The organism is Arthrobacter sp. CAN_C5 (genome assembly GCF_017875735.1).
In the GTDB taxonomy this organism is placed as follows: Bacteria; Actinomycetota; Actinomycetes; order Actinomycetales; family Micrococcaceae; genus Arthrobacter_D.
In genome coordinates this window covers 1,532,021-1,551,339 of the sequence record NZ_JAGGMZ010000001.1, presented here as the reverse complement: position 1 = coordinate 1,551,339, position 19,319 = coordinate 1,532,021, and the positions used below count along the sequence as shown (strand labels likewise).

Below are 19,319 nucleotides of genomic sequence, written 5' to 3'. Positions count from 1 at the left end.
AGCCCTTTCAACGTATTGTGGTCGAGTGACTTCTCGTATCGCTTTTCGCGACCTCTCAATTTCAGACCGCCGGCTGGACGTATCCGTATCCACCCCTGACGCTGAACACCATTTATGGTTCGAGTCCACTGATCAGCTGGCTGTGACCACCACAACGATGGCCGTAGCACTGTCTACTCTTTGCGGACGTAAATTTGATCGCGTGGAGTACGACTTCCCGGTTTCAGGGGAAGTGATGCCCGCCATACGAGAGTTGACCGGCGCTGATGTCATGGCCAGCGGCAGCGCAACAATGGACGACTCTCCTCGTACCCTGTCTGTCAGCATTGGGTGAGACACCGCCACTTTTCCCACTGACTCCTTAAGGGCGAGATTTGGAAACCGATTCCCTGTGAGCACCGCACTTGCTTCCCCCACCACCAACACCGATGGTGGAGCCATGTCCGATCCCGAAAAACCCAGGGCAGAAAGGCCCCTCCGCCGCTCCTTCACCCCAGGGGAGAAACTCTCGATCCTGGAAACCTACGAGTCCCTCGACGGCCCCGGAGCCAAGGGCGCATTCCTCCGCCGCGAAGGCCTGTTCTCCTCCCAAATCACCACCTGGCGCCGGGCACGCGACGCCGGCGCCCTCACCGGCCTCGCCACCGCCGCCAGACCGGCGAAGAAGAACAGCCCCGAAGCCCAGCTTGAGGCCATGAAGGACCGCGCCGAACGGGCCGAAGCGAAACTCGGACGGACCGAGGAGGCATTATCGGTGCTGGGAAAATTACACGCTCTCTTGGAGGACATCTCCACGAGGGCGGACAACGAGAAGCCGTGAGCGCCGCCGTGGACGAGGCCTTCACAGCCCTGACCGGGCTGCTGCCCGTGCGGAGAATCTGCGCCCTCACGGGACGGTCTCCCGCCACGCACTACCGGTCCCAGACCCCGAAGGTCCACGGGCCCACACCCCGGCGCCCGGCACCGGTAAACAAGCTCACGGATGAAGAGGTCGCGCAGGTGTTGGACCGGTTGAACAGCGAGGAGTTCGCCGACAAGGCGCCGGCCCAGGCGATCCTGCTGGACCAGGGCACCTACCTGTGCTCGGAATCAAGCATGTACCGCATCCTGCGCGGCCACGGCCAGGTGCGTGAACGCCGACGCCAGGCCACCCACCCGGCGAAGAAGAAACCCGAACTCGTCGCGGTGAAACCCAACGACGTCTGGTCCTGGGACATCACCAAACTCCCCAGCCCCATCCGGGGCGTCTACTACGACCTGATGGTCATCATTGACCTGTTCTCCCGCTACGTCGTGCACTGGCACATCACCACCCGCGAGTCCGGGCTGGGCTCCAAGGACTTCATCGCCGACGCGGTCATGATCCACGGCACCCCGGGCGTGATCCACGCCGACCGGGGGACGTCCATGACGTCCAAACCGGTCGCCGAGCTGATGATCGATCTGGGCATCGACCGCAGCCATTCACGGCCCCGCGTTTCCAACGACAACCCGTATTCCGAGGCGGCGTTCAAGACCACGAAGTATCACCACTCCTACCCGGGGCGGTTTGGCTCCCGCCAGGACGCGGTCGCCTGGGCCAACGAATTCTTCCTTTACTATAATTTCGAACACCGCCATTCCGGGATCGGGCTGCATACCCCCGCGACGGTCTTCGACGGCACCTACGCGGCCATCCAGGGCCGCCGGGCCGCGGTGCTCCAGGACGCCTACGCGGCGACCCCGCACCGGTTCGGTCAACCGCCGGCGCCGCCGGCGGGCCCCACGGCGGCGTGGATCAACCAGCCCCAACAAAGCGAGGTCCCCACACACGCCTAACCACTTAGCTGTGTCTCAAACGCCTTGACAGATTCCGAAGTCGAAGCGCACTGGCTTATCCGCCAGTAGGTCAAGGCGTTTGGTTCGCAGTAGTTCTTTTGACCGTGTGACGAATGACTTGTCAGCTAGGCGCGCCACCCCTAACCGCTCATCCGTTAGGTCAACGAGGAGTAGGTCTGTGGTGGCAGCGTTCCGGCGTAGCGTAGGCAGGAGGTTCGATTGCAGGTCGCCCGACATGGACCGGTTTTGGAATCCTGATGCCAGCACCGCACCTTCTGGTTGGGTCCCCGGGTAGGAGTCCGGTGACTGTGTGAGTTTCGCATCCGATAATGGATGCAGGAGGAAATTCACAGATTATGGCACGTAGACATACCCCGGATCAGGTCATCGCGAAAGTGCGTCAGGGCCAGAAGATGCTCAACGACGGACGACCGATGATCGAGGTCATCAAAGAGTTACAGGTGACCGAGGCGACCTGGTATCGGTGGCTGCAGCAGTACGGGTCCGAGAAGAACGCCACCCAGGCCAAGGCCGTCAAGGACCTCGAGAAGGAGAACGCGCGACTGAAGAAGCTGTTAGCCGATCAGGTCCTGGCCAATGACATTTTGAATGAGGTGGCGCGGGGAAAATTCTGAGCCCCGAACCACGTCACCGCGCCGTTCGTATGGCGCAGGAGAAGTTCGGGGCGTCCGAGAGGTTCGCCTGCAAGGTGTTGGGGCAGAACCGGTCAGCGCTGCGCAAAGGCCGACCCGTGGTCAGCTTTGAAGAGGCACAGTTGCGCTCTGATCTGCGCGCTGTTGCCGGCAAGTATCCGGCGTGGGGGTGGCGCAAGGCGCGCTGGCACCTGCTCGAGCAACCGCAGTGGGACGGCGTGGCGCTGAACAAGAAGCGCGTCCGCCGGCTCTGGCGGGCCGAAGGACTCACGTGCAAGCCCAAGGCGCGCAAGAAGCGCCGCACCGGTCCCGGCTCCGGCGAGCACAAGCGCCTGCGGGCCGAGTACCCGATGCACGTGGTCAGCTTCGACTTCCAATCCGACGTGACTTCCTGCGGTCGGCATATCCGGTTCTTCAACGTCATCGATGAATACACCCGCACCGCCCTGGCCATCATCCCGAGACGGTCCTTCACTGCGACCGATGTGGTCGCAGTGCTGGAGGACATCATCGCCGAAACCGGCATCGTGCCGACCTATGTGCGCTCGGACAATGGTCCGGAGTTCACCGCGGCCGCGCTGATCGATTGGTGTGCCACCGCCGGAGTCGATACCGCGTTTATCGATCCGGGATCGCCCTGGCAGAACGGATTCGCCGAATCATTCAACGCCCAATTCAGGAGGGAACAACTCGCCGGAGAAATCATGGACACGATGGCCGAGGCGAAATACTTGGCCGACGAATGGAAAGAGATCTACAATAATGAACGGCCCCACGGATCCCTCGACGGACTGACACCGTCAAGACACTGGGAACGCTGGACCGCAGAGAACCAATTAGCTATCGCATAGCCGCTGGACTGCTAACGGGGGCCCAACCAGTGCACCAAAGAAGCCGCATTATTCGTTCGGGCAGAACTTTTCGTTAGATATGCTGACTCTTTATTCGATCAACCGAGTCGGCCACGAGTCCGGGCTTGTCCGGGACGTTCCAGACGAAGCGCACAAGCTCGCAGGAGAACTCGGAATGCAGTTCTTCGACCGGGCCAACTCCACCTTGTACGGACGCTTTCCGTCTGACCTGGCTGCCGGCTTGTATCAAAAGCTGGCCGAATACGGAATAACTTGGTACACGGAAAGTGACTGGCTCGACTATCGGAAGGTTCGCAGCTTCATGGCCGCTTACTATCCGGGGGTTGCGGCCTGACCTTCCGATAGGCCTAAGCTGCGTCTGGGGAACGCGAAAGCAGGTAGGCGCGCGCAGCATTGCGTCGCGCGAATGACAATAGCCTAGGCCAGTAAATGATCTCTCTCACCTCCGACACGTCACCGGCCTCGGCTGCGCCGAAGTACACGCCGCCGAATGAGGCAGGCGCAGCGGATCCGCCAGCTGATATCGCCTCGGACGTGCCGGCACGAACAACAAATGTGTTGTCGGCTGCCTGGGCGAGCATGACCACTGTCCCTCCCGCATAGTTGCCGGTCGTATATGCGGCGGCAGACCCCGACGTTCCCTGGATGAATCCGCTGGCACTCCGGCTGATGTAGGTACCTGTGATACCAACCGAACGCTCCCCCGATACCGGCGTCCTTATGACCGCAGCCACAGCCACCGGAAGCGACGTAATGTGCTCACCGAATAGCCGCCCGCCCGAGGTTGCTAGGCCTGGCGAGTGAAGATGTTTGACCCCGGACTCCCTCTTTCATCGTGACGGTTGACGCGGTGCCAGAAAGGGTTGCGAGGGTTGTCGGGGTAGTCCCTGCATTCGAACCCCACTTAGAGATAGTTAATGATTCGAAACTGCCTCGGACCTGACGTTCGAAATCCTCGGCGATGTTGGATCGGCGACGAACTCTAACCGGGGTCGAGCCTCGATCACGGGGGCGATACTCACCGACGGGGAAACGGAGATGGCTGGCAGCGACTACCTTACGGCTTCTATCGAGCATCTCGTGCCGGAGACATACAAGCTGACCCACCGGACCGGAACGTTGCCTCCCGGATTCGATATGGAGACGCGGTACCCGTCCGAATCTTTGACGGTCCGGGGCCAGTGGCTCAAGGAAGCCTTTCCCTCTATCCGGTCCTTTGCCGGGTTTGGGCTTGTGAAGGTCACCCGAACATCCACGATCACAGGGCCATTCGTCGGCCCCATCCCTGATGCATCCTGCAGGGCACTGGCTATCCCGGGAGACGAACACCATCGTCGTGGACAGGGTGCGCGACTACCTAGCAACACAGGTTACGACCCCATCACCGACGATCCCCAGCCTGACGGTCTCCTACGACCCGCGGCTGCAGCTCGGCGCCGTGATCATTATCGATTCAGCAAAGCTCATGAGCATCTCATTGAGGAGCCTCATCGTCGAGAAAAGCTACTCAGCTGGCACTTCAGACACCCGAGAACTAGGCGTCGTGATCATCACTGCCAAAATTACATTCACAACCTACGCCGGCCAGCCCCACTGAACTCTCAGTCAGGAGCATTCACCGGCGAAGACCGCTCTTCATAGAAGGAAAACAGATCCTCGAAAGGGCCCTTTTCTCTCTCCGCCTTGGTGGCATTGAAAGACCCACCATCTAGGGCTAACCACGACCGGAAACGGGCCAAAGGCAAACTTCACAACCAAGCCCTCATCATCCTGGCCCAGCGCCGCTACGACACCCCCTACGCCGTGCTCAGAGACGGAACCATTTTGCCCATCACGACCGGTCACAGCCACTTGACGAAAACCACACGGGCCCACCCCTAGATCACATGGACTCGTTCCATAAGCGGTGTTCGAGCGCGCTTCGTTACGCCGCTGGTACTTAAGCCGGTAGAATTTTTTTGAAATGCGGCACATACGGCCGAACACCGACGAGTACACCACATGGTCGAATCGCGAAGGGGAAACAGATACAAATGAGGCGAATCCAGATGGGTAAAACTGCCACCTCAGGCATTGTGATTCTAGGGTTAGCCATTGCGCTAACATTGTTCGGGCTTACAAATCTAGCCTTGGCAGCGATCGCATTCGGAATCGCCCTCGTCTTTTTCACCCTATCGGCAACGAATAAAGAAGTTCTGCGGGTTCAAAAATCTGAAGAAACAATCACCGAAAGTTTGTCGAATCTGGCGATCAAAATAGCAGCCATTTCTGAGACCTTAGAAAAACAACACGAAGTACAATCTCGGGGCATAAGCGAAAACCGCGAAAATAACGACAATCACCGTAAAAGTCTAGGCCTGATTTTTCGTCATCTGAAAACTATTGACTCAACCATCAACACACACTCTGTGAAGATTTCAAATATGGATGATCAAAATGAGAATAATCTAGCAGTTCAACTACTCGCCCTTCAATCGAGCCAGCGAGAAATAGTCAGAATTATTGACTGTGCCCAGGAAATAAAAACGCCTTCCAGCGTTGGAGAATGATCATGACATCTGCAAACCAGAAAGCAACAAAGACGCTGCAGATAAGTATCATCGTGCCCGTTTATAAAGGAGAACTTTGGATTGATAAATGTTTAACTTCGTTACGAGATCAGACACTCCCTCCCGAGCAGTTCGAAATAATACTTGTCTTCAACGGACCACCCGATGCTTCAGAGGATATAGCCCGTCGATTTTCGCAGGAGAATAAGGCTCTCCTATTTAAGTTCAAAACATCACCGATCGATTCCGCGCCGGCCGCTCGGAATGTCGGCGCGGCCTCCGCCGAGGGCGATTACGTTACATGGCTCGATTGCGATGATTGGTTCTCAGCCGAATATCTCGAGCTAATGCTTAAGAGCGCCCGTCGTGGCGTCGTTCCTATGGCCCAGATAGTCAACGTCGACCAAAATGGGCACGAAGACCACCAAAACTTGATCAATACCTCTATTCTTTCTCACGATCAACATCTAATCGATCCCAGCAAATTCGTTCGCGGGCTCTCATTCATGACATGTAAGTTAATTCCCGCTTGGTTGGCCCGTTCTGTGCCATTTGACGAAACATTACGGAGCGGAGAAGATGTCGCACTCTACGCGCGAATGTATACACGACATCCATTCAAATTCAATCTCATACCTGCGTTTGCGGGCGCTAAATACTACCGTTTGATGCGCGACGAATCAGTGTCAAGACAGGTTGAAAGTATGGACTTCTCCGTAACCCAACGGCTAGAAGTCATAAAATCACTCAATGAGACTCTTGGAGAGGCCCGTCCTCACGCGAGCGGGCTTGTCAAAAGCTTTATAAACTCTCAAGCCTCTTTCATACGCCGATTCGTTCAATCGAATCCAGCCGAGATGCAAGCGGTTATCGACCGGATCACTGAGGAAAACTATCTTCACTTCCCGTGGTCCAATTGGCACCCGAATGTCAGCAAGTTGGTAATAGCTTATAACTTCGTACCCTATGCCGATCCGGGCGCCATCGTAACCGCGAAACGAATCAGACAAGCAGCTGAACCAGTCGACGTCATACTGAACAGAATGGACGGCAAAAGAACCCAGGACCAAAAAAATGCCCTAATCTCTGCGCCATACGTGCAACTAGAAAAACGGGTTCAGACCCCGACTTTTTTTGCCGGATGGTCAGCAGTTTCAGCGTTTTGCGATGCAGGACTAAAAACTGTCTCTGACTGGCAAGCCAATCATGGTCGGATATACCGCGACGTTTATAGTCGGTCGATGTGGCCAGCGTCGCATTTCTTAGCAGCTCTAGTAAAGAGCCACAACCCAGGCGTCAACTGGACTGCAGAGTTTTCCGACCCTGTCAGATTGGACACTACCGGAAACCTACGTACATCGGCTTTCACTCAAGACGAAGTAAGCCGTCAAATTCTGGAGACTCTCGAGCCTGTTGACAAATTGTTGCTTGAAGAGAACTTGGATGTCTATTTTTGGGCCGAAAATCTGCCATACATCTTGGCCGATAAAATCCTCTTCACAAACGAGAACCAGTTACGAGTCATGGTCGACTATGCAGATCCGCGATTGGTCCCTTTGATTTTGGAGAAATCGACAGTCAGCAATCAGCCAACTCTAGCGCCGATGTTCTACAATCTCGAGACAGCCTATGTCCCGGATAAGTCTCGGGTAAATCTTGGATACTTCGGTGACTTCTATTCAACACGAGGACTCGATGAAGTTATTCAGGGAATCTCGACCCTCCCCCCTGAAAAGCGGTCGAGCATTCGTCTGCACATATTCACTTCAAATCCAGCTTTAGCTAAAGAACGGATCGCTGCTTTGGTGGATTCCGAAAATATTCAAATCAACATCTCCCTACCATATCTAAAATTCTTATCTTCTTTGAGGGGCTTTGACTGTTTGATTGTGAATGATGCGAGCACTAGCGACCACCATTCAGTGAATCCCTACCTTCCTTCGAAGTTGAGCGACTACAAAGGTGCCGGCGTCCCAATTTGGGGGATTTTTGAACCGGGCAGTGTCTTAAGTCGAACTGACTGTCGCTTCAAGTCTCCGATTGGGGACGTTGACGCCGCGTCTTCCGTGATGGAGGATCTCATCAATTCTGTCTCGATGGATCGAATCTAACGAATCGCAACGGTAGCCGGGCGGCATAGGCCGACCTCGTCATCACTCGGATTACCCGCCCGGGTACGGAAGAAAGTCGAATTGGGTCCGAACCGAGTGGCCTCTAACAAGTCGAGAGTTTTACAAGTTCGCAAACAACAATAGGTCCGACGAACGCCTAACTGCTGGACGGCACCTGTGGAAAAGCTCCGAAGGACTGGCAGTGCTCGGTTACGTCCCGCTGAGTGGTGGAGTTTTCTCGACACCGTGCGGGTCAGTTCCTTGATTATGCTGCAGTAAGTTCGGGAAGCAAAACCGTCTCCTCTATCGGTGTGGCGGCGGTCGCGTTCATGGTGGTGAGTTCGGCCATGGACGCCTCGGAGAGGTAGCGTCGGTCCCCGGCTTCCCACTCGTCGTGCTGCTCGACGAGGACCGCGCCGGCGAGCCGTAGGAGCGCTGCGGGGTTGGGAAAGACACCGACGACGTCGGTGCGGCGTTTGATCTCTTTGTTCACCCGCTCCATCGGGTTCGTGGACCAGATCTGACGCCAGTGCCTGGCAGGGAATCCTGCGAACGCGAGGACATCCTCCCGTGCGTCGTTGAGCATCGCGGCGACCTTCGGATGGGATTTAGTGAGCATCCGGGTGACTTCGTCGAATTGAGTGTGCACGTGCGCGGCGTCGGGTTGGGCGAAGGCGGTGCGGATGATCGAGGCGACCATCTCCTGGGAGCCCTTCGGCGCGGTCGCCAGGACGTTGCGCATGAAGTGCACCCGGCAGCGCTGCCACGCGGCACCTTGGAACACCGTACTGATGGCTTTTTTCAGCCCGCTGTGAGCATCGGAGATGGCGAGCTTGACCCCGCCCAGGCCCCGGGTCTTCAGAGAGCGTAGGAACGCCGTCCAGAAGCCCTCGTTTTCGCTGTCTCCGACGTCGAAGCCGAGGACTTCCCGGCGCCCGTCGGCGGCGACGCCGAAAGCGACCACGATGGCCTGGGACACCACCCGGTGACCGACGCGGGCCTTGCAGTAGGTCGCGTCCAGGAACACGTACGGGTATTCCAGCCCCGAGAGGTCCCGGTCGCGGAACGCACCGACTTCATGGTCGAGGTCCTCGCAGATCCTGGACACCTCAGACTTGGAAATCCCGGTGTCCGCGCCGAGGGCCTTGACCAGGTCATCGACCTTACGGGTGGAAACTCCGTGCAGGTAGGCCTCCATCACGACCGCGTAGAGGGCCTGATCAACCCGGCGGCGGCGCTCCAGCAGCGCCGGGAAAAACGAGCCCGCCCGCAGCTTGGGAATCTTCAAATTCAGATCCCCCGCGGTGGTCGTCAACGTCCGGGCCCGGGACCCGTTGCGCTGGGTCGTGCGCGCCTCGGAGCGTTCGAACGGGGCAGCACCGATGAACGCTGTCGCCTCCGCCTCGATCAGCTGCTGATACAGGGTTTCAGTCGCGGTACGAATCCGATCGGGCACGTCGGTGAGTTTCAATTGTCCAAGAAGGTCAAGCAGGGCAGACTGGTCTAGAGCCATCGTGTGTTGTGTCTTTCTGTGAGTGACTTTGATCGGTACTCACTGACCATCGCGCGATGGCTCACCACGTTGCCGGAGCAACGCGCTCACCGCGGGAAACTCCACCACCCCACGGGACGTAACCCAGTGCTCGTGCTCGGCGGCTGATGAATGAATTTATTGGAAATTTCGCGAGTTGGGTCATTGGATCCTCAAAACCTCAAAATTTCTCTAGCATCACTGAGAGATTGCTATCCCAAATTTGTGGACCGCATAATTTGGTCCAATCTGAGCTTGATGGAGGCTCGCGCTATTTGATTTCTACCAGCTGAGTGTTGGTGGTTTTGCCAGCATGGAACGCTTGCTCGAATTCTGCGGGTGGAATGTCGCCGAGGTAGCCGTGTAGGCGTTCAGACTGTGCCAGTTAATTCATCCGTCAGTCGCTAGCTCGAGGTCCTCTGCCGTCTTCCAGGGACCAGAGCGTGCCGGGCGTCCGACGAGTTCGATCTTGTAGTACCCGTTCACGGTCTCGGCACGGGCGTTGAAGCTCCTATGGCTGTCAACTCCTGATTTCGCCGGTTGTCGGGTTCATTTTGATGAGCTGGTAGACCTCACGAATGACGTAGCACTTGAGGCGGCGGATGATGTCGCGTTTGCTCCGTCCCTCCGCAGTCCGGCGGGCGACATAGTGATGGCTGGCCCGTTGAATCTCATTCTGACAATACCTGTTCGATAGATTGCGGCGTTGAGCTGGCTATGCCGGCCGTGGTCGATGCGATGCTTTCCGCTAGTCATCCCTGAACCCGTCAGGACCGGGGCGACTCCGGCCAGTTTGGCGAAGGCGGCTTCGGAGCGGAACCCTTCAGGGTTGTCTCCGGCGACGATAAGAATCTCGGCAGCGGTGTCGTTTCCGATCCCGAATTGCTCGAGGAGCTGCCGGGCGATGCGACGCACGAGGATGTCGATTAGGCCCTCGAGTTCTTTGGATTCGGCGTCGAGGGCGAGCCAGCGTCCCGCCAGGGCGCGGACCAAGTAACGTAGCGCGTCGTCGGGAGGGAACAGGTTCCATGGAGGTGAGTCTGCGAGATGTCGAGCGAGCTCGGGACGTGACATTTTGTTCGTGTCGCGGCGCATTTCAGGCGAGCAGTGGACGAGCATCGCTTTCATCATGATCATCGTTGAGGAACGGTTGACGACCGCGGAATCATGCACGACTTTCAGCTGTCGGATCATCTCGACGGCGTCGTCCGCGGTCTTCGGGATTGCGGTCGCGAACCCGGCAAGCAAGCTCCTGGCGGCTTTTCCCGCGTCGAGGGTGTCGGACTTGCAATTCGCGCGCCGCAGTCGCCGGTCAAGGCGGCCAGCTTCGATGTCGTGTCGGCGCAGGAACGAGGTCAGCGTGGCTCCGTAGGAGCCGGTGCCCTCGATGGTGCCCTCGATGCCGAACGCGAGGATCCGACCAAACCCTTCCGCTCAAGCCAGTAGCTGCCGGAACCCGCAGAAGTAGGTCGGGATCGTCAACGTCGGGAGGAGGCCACCGATCGTGTCCATCCTTCACAAAAGGAAAGCGGCATCAAACCCGGTACGGTTCACAGCAATCGTCTAATTTATGTGACAGGCACCCCGAGATGGCCGAGGTAGTGTTGTTATATGGGGAAAAGTATCTTGATTTATGGGAGTTGCGTATCCCGCGACGCATACAGCACATTCGGTGACGACTACGCTCTCACCGGATACGTTGCACGCCAATCGATGATCAGTGCGATGTCCCGCCCCACCACGCTGCCGGAAGTGGTTGGGCCCCCGTTAGCAGTCCAGCGGCTATGCGATAGCTAATTGGTTCTCTGCGGTCCAGCGTTCCCAGTGTCTTGACGGTGTCAGTCCGTCGAGGGATCCGTGGGGCCGTTCATTATTGTAGATCTCTTTCCATTCGTCGGCCAAGTATTTCGCCTCGGCCATCGTGTCCATGATTTCTCCGGCGAGTTGTTCCCTCCTGAATTGGGCGTTGAATGATTCGGCGAATCCGTTCTGCCAGGGCGATCCCGGATCGATAAACGCGGTATCGACTCCGGCGGTGGCACACCAATCGATCAGCGCGGCCGCGGTGAACTCCGGACCATTGTCCGAGCGCACATAGGTCGGCACGATGCCGGTTTCGGCGATGATGTCCTCCAGCACTGCGACCACATCGGTCGCAGTGAAGGACCGTCTCGGGATGATGGCCAGGGCGGTGCGGGTGTATTCATCGATGACGTTGAAGAACCGGATATGCCGACCGCAGGAAGTCACGTCGGATTGGAAGTCGAAGCTGACCACGTGCATCGGGTACTCGGCCCGCAGGCGCTTGTGCTCGCCGGAGCCGGGACCGGTGCGGCGCTTCTTGCGCGCCTTGGGCTTGCACGTGAGTCCTTCGGCCCGCCAGAGCCGGCGGACGCGCTTCTTGTTCAGCGCCACGCCGTCCCACTGCGGTTGCTCGAGCAGGTGCCAGCGCGCCTTGCGCCACCCCCACGCCGGATACTTGCCGGCAACAGCGCGCAGATCAGAGCGCAACTGTGCCTCTTCAAAGCTGACCACGGGTCGGCCTTTGCGCAGCGCTGACCGGTTCTGCCCCAACACCTTGCAGGCGAACCTCTCGGACGCCCCGAACTTCTCCTGCGCCATACGAACGGCGCGGTGACGTGGTTCGGGGCTCAGAATTTTCCCCGCGCCACCTCATTCAAAATGTCATTGGCCAGGACCTGATCGGCTAACAGCTTCTTCAGTCGCGCGTTCTCCTTCTCGAGGTCCTTGACGGCCTTGGCCTGGGTGGCGTTCTTCTCGGACCCGTACTGCTGCAGCCACCGATACCAGGTCGCCTCGGTCACCTGTAACTCTTTGATGACCTCGATCATCGGTCGTCCGTCGTTGAGCATCTTCTGGCCCTGACGCACTTTCGCGATGACCTGATCCGGGGTATGTCTACGTGCCATAATCTGTGAATTTCCTCCTGCATCCATTATCGGATGCGAAACTCACACAGTCACCGGACTCCTACCCGGGGACCCAACCAGAAGGTGCGGTGCTGGCATCAGGATTCCAAAACCGGTCCATGTCGGGCGACCTGCAATCGAACCTCCTGCCTACGCTACGCCGGAACGCTGCCACCACAGACCTACTCCTCGTTGACCTAACGGATGAGCGGTTAGGGGTGGCGCGCCTAGCTGACAAGTCATTCGTCACACGGTCAAAAGAACTACTGCGAACCAAACGCCTTGACCTACTGGCGGATAAGCCAGTGCGCTTCGACTTCGGAATCTGTCAAGGCGTTTGAGACACAGCTAAGTGGTTAGGCGTGTGTGGGGACCTCGCTTTGTTGGGGCTGGTTGATCCACGCCGCCGTGGGGCCCGCCGGCGGCGCCGGCGGTTGACCGAACCGGTGCGGGGTCGCCGCGTAGGCGTCCTGGAGCACCGCGGCCCGGCGGCCCTGGATGGCCGCGTAGGTGCCGTCGAAGACCGTCGCGGGGGTATGCAGCCCGATCCCGGAATGGCGGTGTTCGAAATTATAGTAAAGGAAGAATTCGTTGGCCCAGGCGACCGCGTCCTGGCGGGAGCCAAACCGCCCCGGGTAGGAGTGGTGATACTTCGTGGTCTTGAACGCCGCCTCGGAATACGGGTTGTCGTTGGAAACGCGGGGCCGTGAATGGCTGCGGTCGATGCCCAGATCGATCATCAGCTCGGCGACCGGTTTGGACGTCATGGACGTCCCCCGGTCGGCGTGGATCACGCCCGGGGTGCCGTGGATCATGACCGCGTCGGCGATGAAGTCCTTGGAGCCCAGCCCGGACTCGCGGGTGGTGATGTGCCAGTGCACGACGTAGCGGGAGAACAGGTCAATGATGACCATCAGGTCGTAGTAGACGCCCCGGATGGGGCTGGGGAGTTTGGTGATGTCCCAGGACCAGACGTCGTTGGGTTTCACCGCGACGAGTTCGGGTTTCTTCTTCGCCGGGTGGGTGGCCTGGCGTCGGCGTTCACGCACCTGGCCGTGGCCGCGCAGGATGCGGTACATGCTTGATTCCGAGCACAGGTAGGTGCCCTGGTCCAGCAGGATCGCCTGGGCCGGCGCCTTGTCGGCGAACTCCTCGCTGTTCAACCGGTCCAACACCTGCGCGACCTCTTCATCCGTGAGCTTGTTTACCGGTGCCGGGCGCCGGGGTGTGGGCCCGTGGACCTTCGGGGTCTGGGACCGGTAGTGCGTGGCGGGAGACCGTCCCGTGAGGGCGCAGATTCTCCGCACGGGCAGCAGCCCGGTCAGGGCTGTGAAGGCCTCGTCCACGGCGGCGCTCACGGCTTCTCGTTGTCCGCCCTCGTGGAGATGTCCTCCAAGAGAGCGTGTAATTTTCCCAGCACCGATAATGCCTCCTCGGTCCGTCCGAGTTTCGCTTCGGCCCGTTCGGCGCGGTCCTTCATGGCCTCAAGCTGGGCTTCGGGGCTGTTCTTCTTCGCCGGTCTGGCGGCGGTGGCGAGGCCGGTGAGGGCGCCGGCGTCGCGTGCCCGGCGCCAGGTGGTGATTTGGGAGGAGAACAGGCCTTCGCGGCGGAGGAATGCGCCCTTGGCTCCGGGGCCGTCGAGGGACTCGTAGGTTTCCAGGATCGAGAGTTTCTCCCCTGGGGTGAAGGAGCGGCGGAGGGGCCTTTCTGCCCTGGGTTTTTCGGGATCGGACATGGCTCCACCATCGGTGTTGGTGGTGGGGGAAGCAAGTGCGGTGCTCACAGGGAATCGGTTTCCAAATCTCGCCCTTAAGGAGTCAGTGGGAAAAGTGGCGGTGTCTCACCCAATGCTGACAGACAGGGCTTCGGCACCGACCGCCACACACAAGTCTGGATGCGTGCAGCGACGAACCTATTCGCTCGCATCCAGGACATGCCATTCAAAGTCCTGGTATTGAACACCCCATGGGCTTCCACCACCGGCGCTGGCGAACTTGTGCCTGATGAGCGGACTCCAATAGCAGTAGCCAATGTGACGTTCCAAACATTTGCGGAACACTTACGGGGGCTCGGCCTAGACGTCGCTGACATGCCAGCCGAATTGGCCTTATCCTCACCCGACCACAAGTGGGGTCCGGCCGCCTACCATTACGCACCACCCGCGTATGAATGGATACGGCAACAAGTCGAAGACACTATCTAGCCGAAAAGCACCCCGTGATCGGTGCCCATGCCCGATGAACGTCGCGCACTGGATTACCGCCGTGCGAGCCCCGATGCCAAGCTACCGAGAACCTGAGCGCGCCTTAGCCCCGCGGCCAGAAAGCCATCCTGGGGAATACCCTTCGAACAACACATAAACGGCGGTGAGGCCACCCGGTGATCAACGAGGAGTAGGCCTCGCCGGCCGTGACGTATCCACGCTCATCGTTTTCTGATTGGTGTTTCACAGGACGTCTTTTTATCCGGTCCGGCCCATAGATCTATCTCGCCTTCTACTTCACTGTCGCCGTCAGATTCAGGTTGGACACGTTGACCATGGTCATCTTGATCACCGTCAGCGCCTGCCCGTCTGACCCCTTACCAGGCGCAGCAACAGCAGCCAGTTTAGATCCCGATGGGACGCCACCGAAGTTGATAGTGATCTGCTGGCCGTCTTTCTTTAGCGTCGCCCGGTTGAGGCTGGTGTCGATAGTGACTACCGCGTCAGTAACCCATTGCCACGTCATTGCTTTGCCGGAGCTAGCCTTCATCACATCGTTGACCACCATGCCCGTGGCGTTGTGCGTCACAGTCCGGGTTGCTGAAGACGCACCAGGCAGGGCCTGAACCATATCCACGGAGGCTGACAACGACGAAAGCAGCTTCGTTGCGCCCTTTGCCTTAATGGGTTGATTCGTCTGACCAATTAGCAAAGTTGAGTGGGCTGAAGTGCCTGGCTTCCAGTAATTCCACCTACCACTATCGCCGTAGTAGCCCGGGGGGCTCCCCAGCTCTGTCCCGGGATCGACGGACCATTCCATGCCCTTTCTGAAGAAGGAAACAGTTCCGATGTCCAGGTGGGCATGATTGGCACTGTTGTCTCCACCCTTGAGAGTCGCCGTCGACGATGTGCTCCCTGCCGGTAGGTGCAACGCAGCTAACCCGGTGTGCGGGAATACCGAGGAACGTTTCGCAGGCAGACTGCCGGGCTTGACCCACCACCACATCAGCTGGGAGTCGGGCTTGGCCTGAAGCTCCTTCCATGCCCATGCTGCGGCGCCTGCGTCCTTGCTAGTGAACGCAGACCAGGCTGGCATCAGCGGACTGAGTGCATCCGGCTCGGCGTCAGCAAAGGGCGTCGGCGATCCATTAGGGTCTGTACTATTCATTGCATAATTCGCGGTCTTGACAAGTGAAGGCATGGTCATTGGAGATGTTGCATACACATTCGGCAGCGTCGAATAGATAGTAGATAGCGCGCGGCTTTGATATGTCCAGTAACCAGGCCCTTCTTGGGTCCCACCGTCAGCAGCGACCATGTTCAGCGCTGGTTGCACTGAGACAAGAGACTCCTTCGCTAGCGCTGCTGCCTGTACTGGCGATTTCTCAAGGAAGACTGCGGCGGCCACGAAAGTTGCGGCGTTGTGTATTGCGGCAATATTTGTAGCGGCGTCAACAAAATTTTCCCGGTCAGCATGCAAGCAGGTTTGCGGGCCGATCCACTGGACCAAGACGGTCTCTTCCAGTCCTTCGACGGGCGCCCAATCATTTGCCGTTCCTGCAGCCAGCAGAAGGTGTGACCAGGTCAATGTGTTCATCGAGCCCGGCCCCGCTTCAAGGATCCGTTTGGTGTCCGACCGCAAAACACTGCGTGCCTTAGTGTCCCCCGCCTGCAGCCAGCCGTAGCCGAGCCGCGAGACCCTCGGCGGATAGTTGCTTTGCAACTGCTGCAACGTAAGTGTCTGTGCCGCTTGATTTGCCGCACCTCGGATCATTTGGCCATGAATCGTCGCTATAGCGGGGTCTGAAAGTGCCCGTGCGTTGGCATCAGCAATCATTTTATTCGTTGTGATGATCCCTGGTCCGCTTGCAGGCAGTTTGGGAGCAAACTTTGACTCTGCCAATGGAAGAGCACATCCACCCATAAACCCAACCCAACCAGATGAGGCAGGAATGCTGCCGCTACGGCCCTCAAGTTCATCACGCCAGGTCGGCGCCTGAAGCTTGACCGAGGCCGCCACATCCCCGATAACACTCCGCTGGGCCACGCGGTCGGCTGCCAGAATTGTCGTAAAGGCCTCCGCACGAACTTTCGTCGCTTGATATGCGGATACTGAGATCTGTCCAGCATTCAGGTCAGCTAATGCTGCTTTGGCAACGTTCTGCTGTACAAGCCTTAGATCTTTCAACGTATTCATCTGGCTAGAGCTGGTCTTGACAGTCGCAGCCCGCAGTCCCTCAGCATCGACTGCCTGCGCCGCAGCGGTCATCGTGGTCTGAGTGGTCGCTGCGGAAACCAGACCGGCGGCCTTGTCCAAGCTTGCGGTGCCGTTGGCGACTGCATCTTTCACAATCAGGCCGTCAGACCTGGCCAAGGTTGATATGAAGGGCCTGGAATCCACGTAGAGGTTTTTGGCCGCCACAATGTCCTCCCTTAGAGCCGCACGCTGTTCGCTCAGCGTTGGTCCAGCTGCCGGATCAATAGGCGTAGTCACGGTCACGTTGGCGGCGTTCGCATATTTGCCGTTCACATCGTGTGCGAAGAGGGCATACGAGTAGGTGGTCTTCGGCTTGAGTCCAGGGTTGGTGATGCTGTTTTTTGGTGCCGCGACATCTGTTACGACGGTGCCAGATGTGGGTGAAGCGGGCGCAATCATGCCCAGGGCACGCCGGACAAGTACTCCCGAGTATGTGCTAGAACTTGGATTCGTCCATTTCAACGTCACTGAAAAAGGCGTAGTGCTGGCTACCGTCAGACCCGAAACAGGTGAAAGCGTTACTGGACTGGTAGGCGGGCTGCCTGCGTACCGGTACATGAACGCCGCCATAGCGTCTCGGTTGACGGGCTGCACAGGCCTGTACGTCTTATCAGGCCAGCCCTCAGATATCTTCTTGGCTGCCAGCCAGCTGATCTCCTTATAGAACTGGACATTCATGCCTACATCGACGAACCTCGGCGTGGCTGGAGCAGCATAGGTGGGACTTCCCGCAAGGCGGTACATGAACGCCGCCATTGCATCCCGGTTTACGGGTTCAAGTGGCCGGTACGTTTTGTCCGGGTACCCAGTCGAGATCTTCTTTGAAGCTAACCAGCTGATCTCTTTGTAGAACTGGGTCCTCGTAGTGACATCTTTGAAGGGGGACGTGGCGGGTGGCGTGTAGTTGGGACTTCCCGCGAGCCGGTACATGAACGCCGCCATAGCGTCTCGGTTCACTGGTTGCAGAGGACGGAAGGAACCGTCGGAGTACCCGGTGGATATTTCCTCGCCGGCGAGCCAATTGATCTCCTTGAAGAATTGATTATCACTGCCAACGTCGGAGAAGGCCGGTCCGCTCGCTGCGGCTGCGTAGTCCTTGGGGAGGGTGGCATTCGCTGACCCCATCGCGAGGAACGGGGTCAGAAGAACAACAGCAGTTGCCGAAGCGATAATTCGACGTGCTTGGGTAAGGAACGACATTAAGCTGACCTCCGCATAAGCCAGCCCCAACGACCGACGCCCTGGATAGATTCCGGGTTATTTTGAACCTACCCGTTGGCGAAGACGGAAACTTGTTTCATAACTAAACATGATCGAACGCTGACTGAATCCTGAGGCAAAAGGGCGTCCAGCGGAAAATCCACCACATTAACTGTGTCGGCCCCCGAAGTGGTCCCAACCGCCGGCGTCGTGAAGAGTTGATCCGACTTCGACAACGGATCCACCATCCAACACGTCTCCGACTTCTTGAAATCCTTTGGGCAACTCAGTGCCCAGCGGGAACGTTGCGAGGATTCCATAGTCCTCACCACCAGTAAGCACCCAGTCGGTCGGGTCAACCTTGAGCAATGACCCAGCGGACATAAGCGGGACGGCGAGAAGTTTCACGGCGCCAGGGTTCAATCTGATGGTCGCTCCGCTTGCCTTTGCGATTCGTCCGGCATCCCGTATGAGCCCGTCAGAGACATCGATTGCCGATCGTGCGCCAGCGGCAGCCGCAGCAGGTCCTGCCTTAAGCGGTGGCCAGGGTCGGCGCTGACTCAACACCAACCTCATCATCTCGGAATCAAGGCTTCGGGCATCGTGATCCGACTCCATAAGAGCCAATCCGGCTGCTGCCCGTCCCACTGTTCCGGCGAGGGCCAAAATGTCGCCAGCGACCGCACCAGAGCGGAGAACCGGAGCGCGCGAATCCAGAGTTCCGGTTACAGCTATAGATGCTGCCAGCTCACGTCCCCGCCCCAGATCACCACCGATGACACCGCATCCGACTGCACCGAGCTGCACGATGGCTGCAGCCATCCCATCCGCAAAACTATCTACCCAGTCGATAGGCGTCGCCCCAGGCAAAGTAAGACTGACCAGCAGAGAGGTGGCACGCCCACCCATTGCGTTGATGTCGCTGAGGTTTTGGGCGGCCGCCTTCCATCCGACATCGAAGCCGTCCGTAATGTGTCCATTCCTACGATTGAGTCTAAAATCCTGATTCTCGACGAGTGTGTCGATGGAGATCACAACTCGGCCATCCGGGGCAGCCAGGAGCGCAGCGTCGTCCCCAGGCCCAATGACCGCGGCATCTGCGACAAGAAGTCGCGGAAAAATTCTCGCCAGTAAATCTGTCTCGGTAAAGTCGGCAACGGTGAGGGGCATACATCTAAGGTACAAGCGAATCCTC

Annotated in this window: 21 protein-coding genes and 3 pseudogenes; 14 read left to right on the top strand and 10 right to left on the bottom strand. The window is 58.3% G+C overall.

Features of this window, described 5'->3' with window-relative positions; translation table 11 throughout:
- The first annotated feature begins 25 nt into the window (after window positions 1-25).
- Genes H4V95_RS07310 through H4V95_RS07300 form a run of 3 tightly spaced genes read left to right on the top strand, consistent with a single transcriptional unit; the run spans window position 26 to window position 1,818 of the window.
- Entirely contained in the window at window positions 26-334 is a 309-nt protein-coding gene (locus H4V95_RS07310) for a hypothetical protein (protein ID WP_209729619.1), read from the top strand.
- Window positions 335-391: 57 nt separating this feature from the next.
- Window positions 392-820, top strand: a complete 429-nt coding sequence (locus H4V95_RS07305) for a hypothetical protein (RefSeq protein WP_196840410.1) — start codon at window positions 392-394, stop codon at window positions 818-820.
- The gene (locus H4V95_RS07300) at window positions 817-1,818 is read left to right on the top strand and encodes a DDE-type integrase/transposase/recombinase (protein WP_209729599.1); all 1,002 of its coding nucleotides are present in this window, start codon (window positions 817-819) and stop codon (window positions 1,816-1,818) included. The genes H4V95_RS07305 and H4V95_RS07300 overlap by 4 nt, the downstream gene beginning before the upstream one ends.
- Window positions 1,819-1,833: 15 nt before the next feature.
- Here the strand turns inward: H4V95_RS07300 and H4V95_RS18925 are convergent, their stop codons facing one another.
- On the bottom strand, window positions 1,834-2,169 hold the full coding sequence (locus tag H4V95_RS18925; RefSeq protein WP_395939823.1) for a DUF6270 domain-containing protein: 336 nt from the start codon (window positions 2,167-2,169) through the stop codon (window positions 1,834-1,836).
- A 5-nt stretch (window positions 2,170-2,174) separates the two neighbouring features.
- Here H4V95_RS18925 and H4V95_RS07295 point away from each other — a divergent pair.
- Window positions 2,175-3,322, top strand: a protein-coding gene (locus H4V95_RS07295) for an IS3 family transposase (protein ID WP_209729601.1) whose coding sequence is annotated in 2 segments (ribosomal slippage) — window positions 2,175-2,439 and window positions 2,439-3,322 — 1,149 coding nt in all. Because the reading frame shifts where the segments join, the coding sequence is not laid out codon by codon here.
- A 79-nt stretch (window positions 3,323-3,401) separates the two neighbouring features.
- Window positions 3,402-3,677: a hypothetical protein gene (locus H4V95_RS07290; protein ID WP_209729617.1), complete on the top strand. Its 276-nt coding sequence runs from the start codon at window positions 3,402-3,404 to the stop codon at window positions 3,675-3,677.
- A 13-nt stretch (window positions 3,678-3,690) separates the two neighbouring features.
- Here H4V95_RS07290 and H4V95_RS07285 read toward each other — a convergent pair whose 3' ends face one another.
- Window positions 3,691-4,077 carry a hypothetical protein gene (locus tag H4V95_RS07285; protein WP_209729614.1) on the bottom strand — a complete coding sequence of 129 codons (387 nt, stop codon included), beginning with the start codon at window positions 4,075-4,077 and terminating at the stop codon, window positions 3,691-3,693.
- A gap of 602 nt (window positions 4,078-4,679) precedes the next feature.
- Between H4V95_RS07285 and H4V95_RS07280 the strand changes: the two genes are divergently transcribed.
- The 4 genes and pseudogenes from H4V95_RS07280 to H4V95_RS07265 all read left to right on the top strand — a co-directional run bounded on the left by H4V95_RS07280 (window position 4,680) and on the right by H4V95_RS07265 (window position 8,003).
- Entirely contained in the window at window positions 4,680-4,940 is a 261-nt protein-coding gene (locus tag H4V95_RS07280; RefSeq protein ID WP_209729612.1) for a hypothetical protein, read from the top strand.
- A 46-nt stretch (window positions 4,941-4,986) separates the two neighbouring features.
- Window positions 4,987-5,224: pseudogene (locus tag H4V95_RS07275) on the top strand (hypothetical protein); the annotation flags it as partial.
- Window positions 5,225-5,391: 167 nt separating this feature from the next.
- Window positions 5,392-5,892, top strand: a complete 501-nt coding sequence (locus tag H4V95_RS07270; RefSeq protein ID WP_209729610.1) for a hypothetical protein — start codon at window positions 5,392-5,394, stop codon at window positions 5,890-5,892.
- 2 nt (window positions 5,893-5,894) lie between these two features.
- Entirely contained in the window at window positions 5,895-8,003 is a 2,109-nt protein-coding gene (locus H4V95_RS07265; RefSeq protein WP_209729608.1) for a glycosyltransferase, read from the top strand.
- 265 nt (window positions 8,004-8,268) lie between these two features.
- Here the strand turns inward: H4V95_RS07265 and H4V95_RS07260 are convergent, their stop codons facing one another.
- Entirely contained in the window at window positions 8,269-9,516 is a 1,248-nt protein-coding gene (locus tag H4V95_RS07260) for an IS256 family transposase (RefSeq protein ID WP_209729607.1), read from the bottom strand.
- Window positions 9,517-9,534: 18 nt separating this feature from the next.
- On the opposite strand from H4V95_RS07260, the gene H4V95_RS18620 reads away from it, so the two are divergent.
- Entirely contained in the window at window positions 9,535-9,663 is a 129-nt protein-coding gene (locus tag H4V95_RS18620) for a hypothetical protein (protein WP_281064522.1), read from the top strand.
- A gap of 142 nt (window positions 9,664-9,805) precedes the next feature.
- Here H4V95_RS18620 and H4V95_RS07255 read toward each other — a convergent pair.
- Both H4V95_RS07255 and H4V95_RS07250 read right to left on the bottom strand, forming a co-directional pair.
- Window positions 9,806-10,038 (bottom strand): annotated as a pseudogene (locus H4V95_RS07255) (IS3 family transposase); the annotation flags it as partial.
- A gap of 45 nt (window positions 10,039-10,083) precedes the next feature.
- Entirely contained in the window at window positions 10,084-10,707 is a 624-nt protein-coding gene (locus tag H4V95_RS07250) for a transposase (RefSeq protein ID WP_209729605.1), read from the bottom strand.
- Here H4V95_RS07250 and H4V95_RS07245 point away from each other — a divergent pair.
- A complete protein-coding gene (locus H4V95_RS07245) occupies window positions 10,702-10,980 on the top strand; it encodes a hypothetical protein (protein ID WP_209729603.1) in 279 nt (92 codons plus the stop codon). The two genes, H4V95_RS07250 and H4V95_RS07245, sit on opposite strands and share 6 nt — an antisense overlap.
- A gap of 165 nt (window positions 10,981-11,145) precedes the next feature.
- Window positions 11,146-11,331, top strand: coding sequence for a DUF6270 domain-containing protein (locus H4V95_RS18920; protein ID WP_395939824.1), 186 nt, complete (start codon window positions 11,146-11,148; stop codon window positions 11,329-11,331).
- Here H4V95_RS18920 and H4V95_RS07240 read toward each other — a convergent pair.
- A protein-coding gene (locus H4V95_RS07240) for an IS3 family transposase (protein ID WP_209729601.1) occupies window positions 11,317-12,464 on the bottom strand; the annotation gives its coding sequence in 2 pieces (ribosomal slippage) (window positions 11,317-12,200 and window positions 12,200-12,464; 1,149 coding nt in all). The genes H4V95_RS18920 and H4V95_RS07240 overlap by 15 nt on opposite strands.
- Before the next feature lie 5 nt (window positions 12,465-12,469).
- On the opposite strand from H4V95_RS07240, the gene H4V95_RS18915 reads away from it, so the two are divergent.
- Window positions 12,470-12,805 carry a DUF6270 domain-containing protein gene (locus tag H4V95_RS18915; protein ID WP_395939823.1) on the top strand — a complete coding sequence of 112 codons (336 nt, stop codon included), beginning with the start codon at window positions 12,470-12,472 and terminating at the stop codon, window positions 12,803-12,805.
- 15 nt (window positions 12,806-12,820) lie between these two features.
- Here H4V95_RS18915 and H4V95_RS07235 read toward each other — a convergent pair whose 3' ends face one another.
- Window positions 12,821-13,822, bottom strand: a complete 1,002-nt coding sequence (locus tag H4V95_RS07235) for a DDE-type integrase/transposase/recombinase (protein WP_209729599.1) — start codon at window positions 13,820-13,822, stop codon at window positions 12,821-12,823.
- On the bottom strand, window positions 13,819-14,247 hold the full coding sequence (locus tag H4V95_RS07230) for a hypothetical protein (protein WP_196840410.1): 429 nt from the start codon (window positions 14,245-14,247) through the stop codon (window positions 13,819-13,821). Before H4V95_RS07230 ends, H4V95_RS07235 begins: the two co-directional genes overlap by 4 nt.
- A gap of 72 nt (window positions 14,248-14,319) precedes the next feature.
- On the opposite strand from H4V95_RS07230, the pseudogene H4V95_RS18910 reads away from it, so the two are divergent.
- Window positions 14,320-14,667 (top strand): annotated as a pseudogene (locus tag H4V95_RS18910) (DUF6270 domain-containing protein); the annotation flags it as partial.
- Window positions 14,668-14,959: 292 nt separating this feature from the next.
- On the opposite strand, the gene H4V95_RS07225 reads toward H4V95_RS18910, so the two are convergent.
- Both H4V95_RS07225 and thiL read right to left on the bottom strand, forming a co-directional pair.
- Window positions 14,960-18,124: an S-layer homology domain-containing protein gene (locus tag H4V95_RS07225; RefSeq protein ID WP_209729597.1), complete on the bottom strand. Its 3,165-nt coding sequence runs from the start codon at window positions 18,122-18,124 to the stop codon at window positions 14,960-14,962.
- 168 nt (window positions 18,125-18,292) lie between these two features.
- Window positions 18,293-19,294, bottom strand: a complete 1,002-nt coding sequence (gene thiL, locus H4V95_RS07220) for a thiamine-phosphate kinase (protein WP_209729595.1) — start codon at window positions 19,292-19,294, stop codon at window positions 18,293-18,295.
- Between the last annotated feature and the right edge of the window lie 25 nt (window positions 19,295-19,319).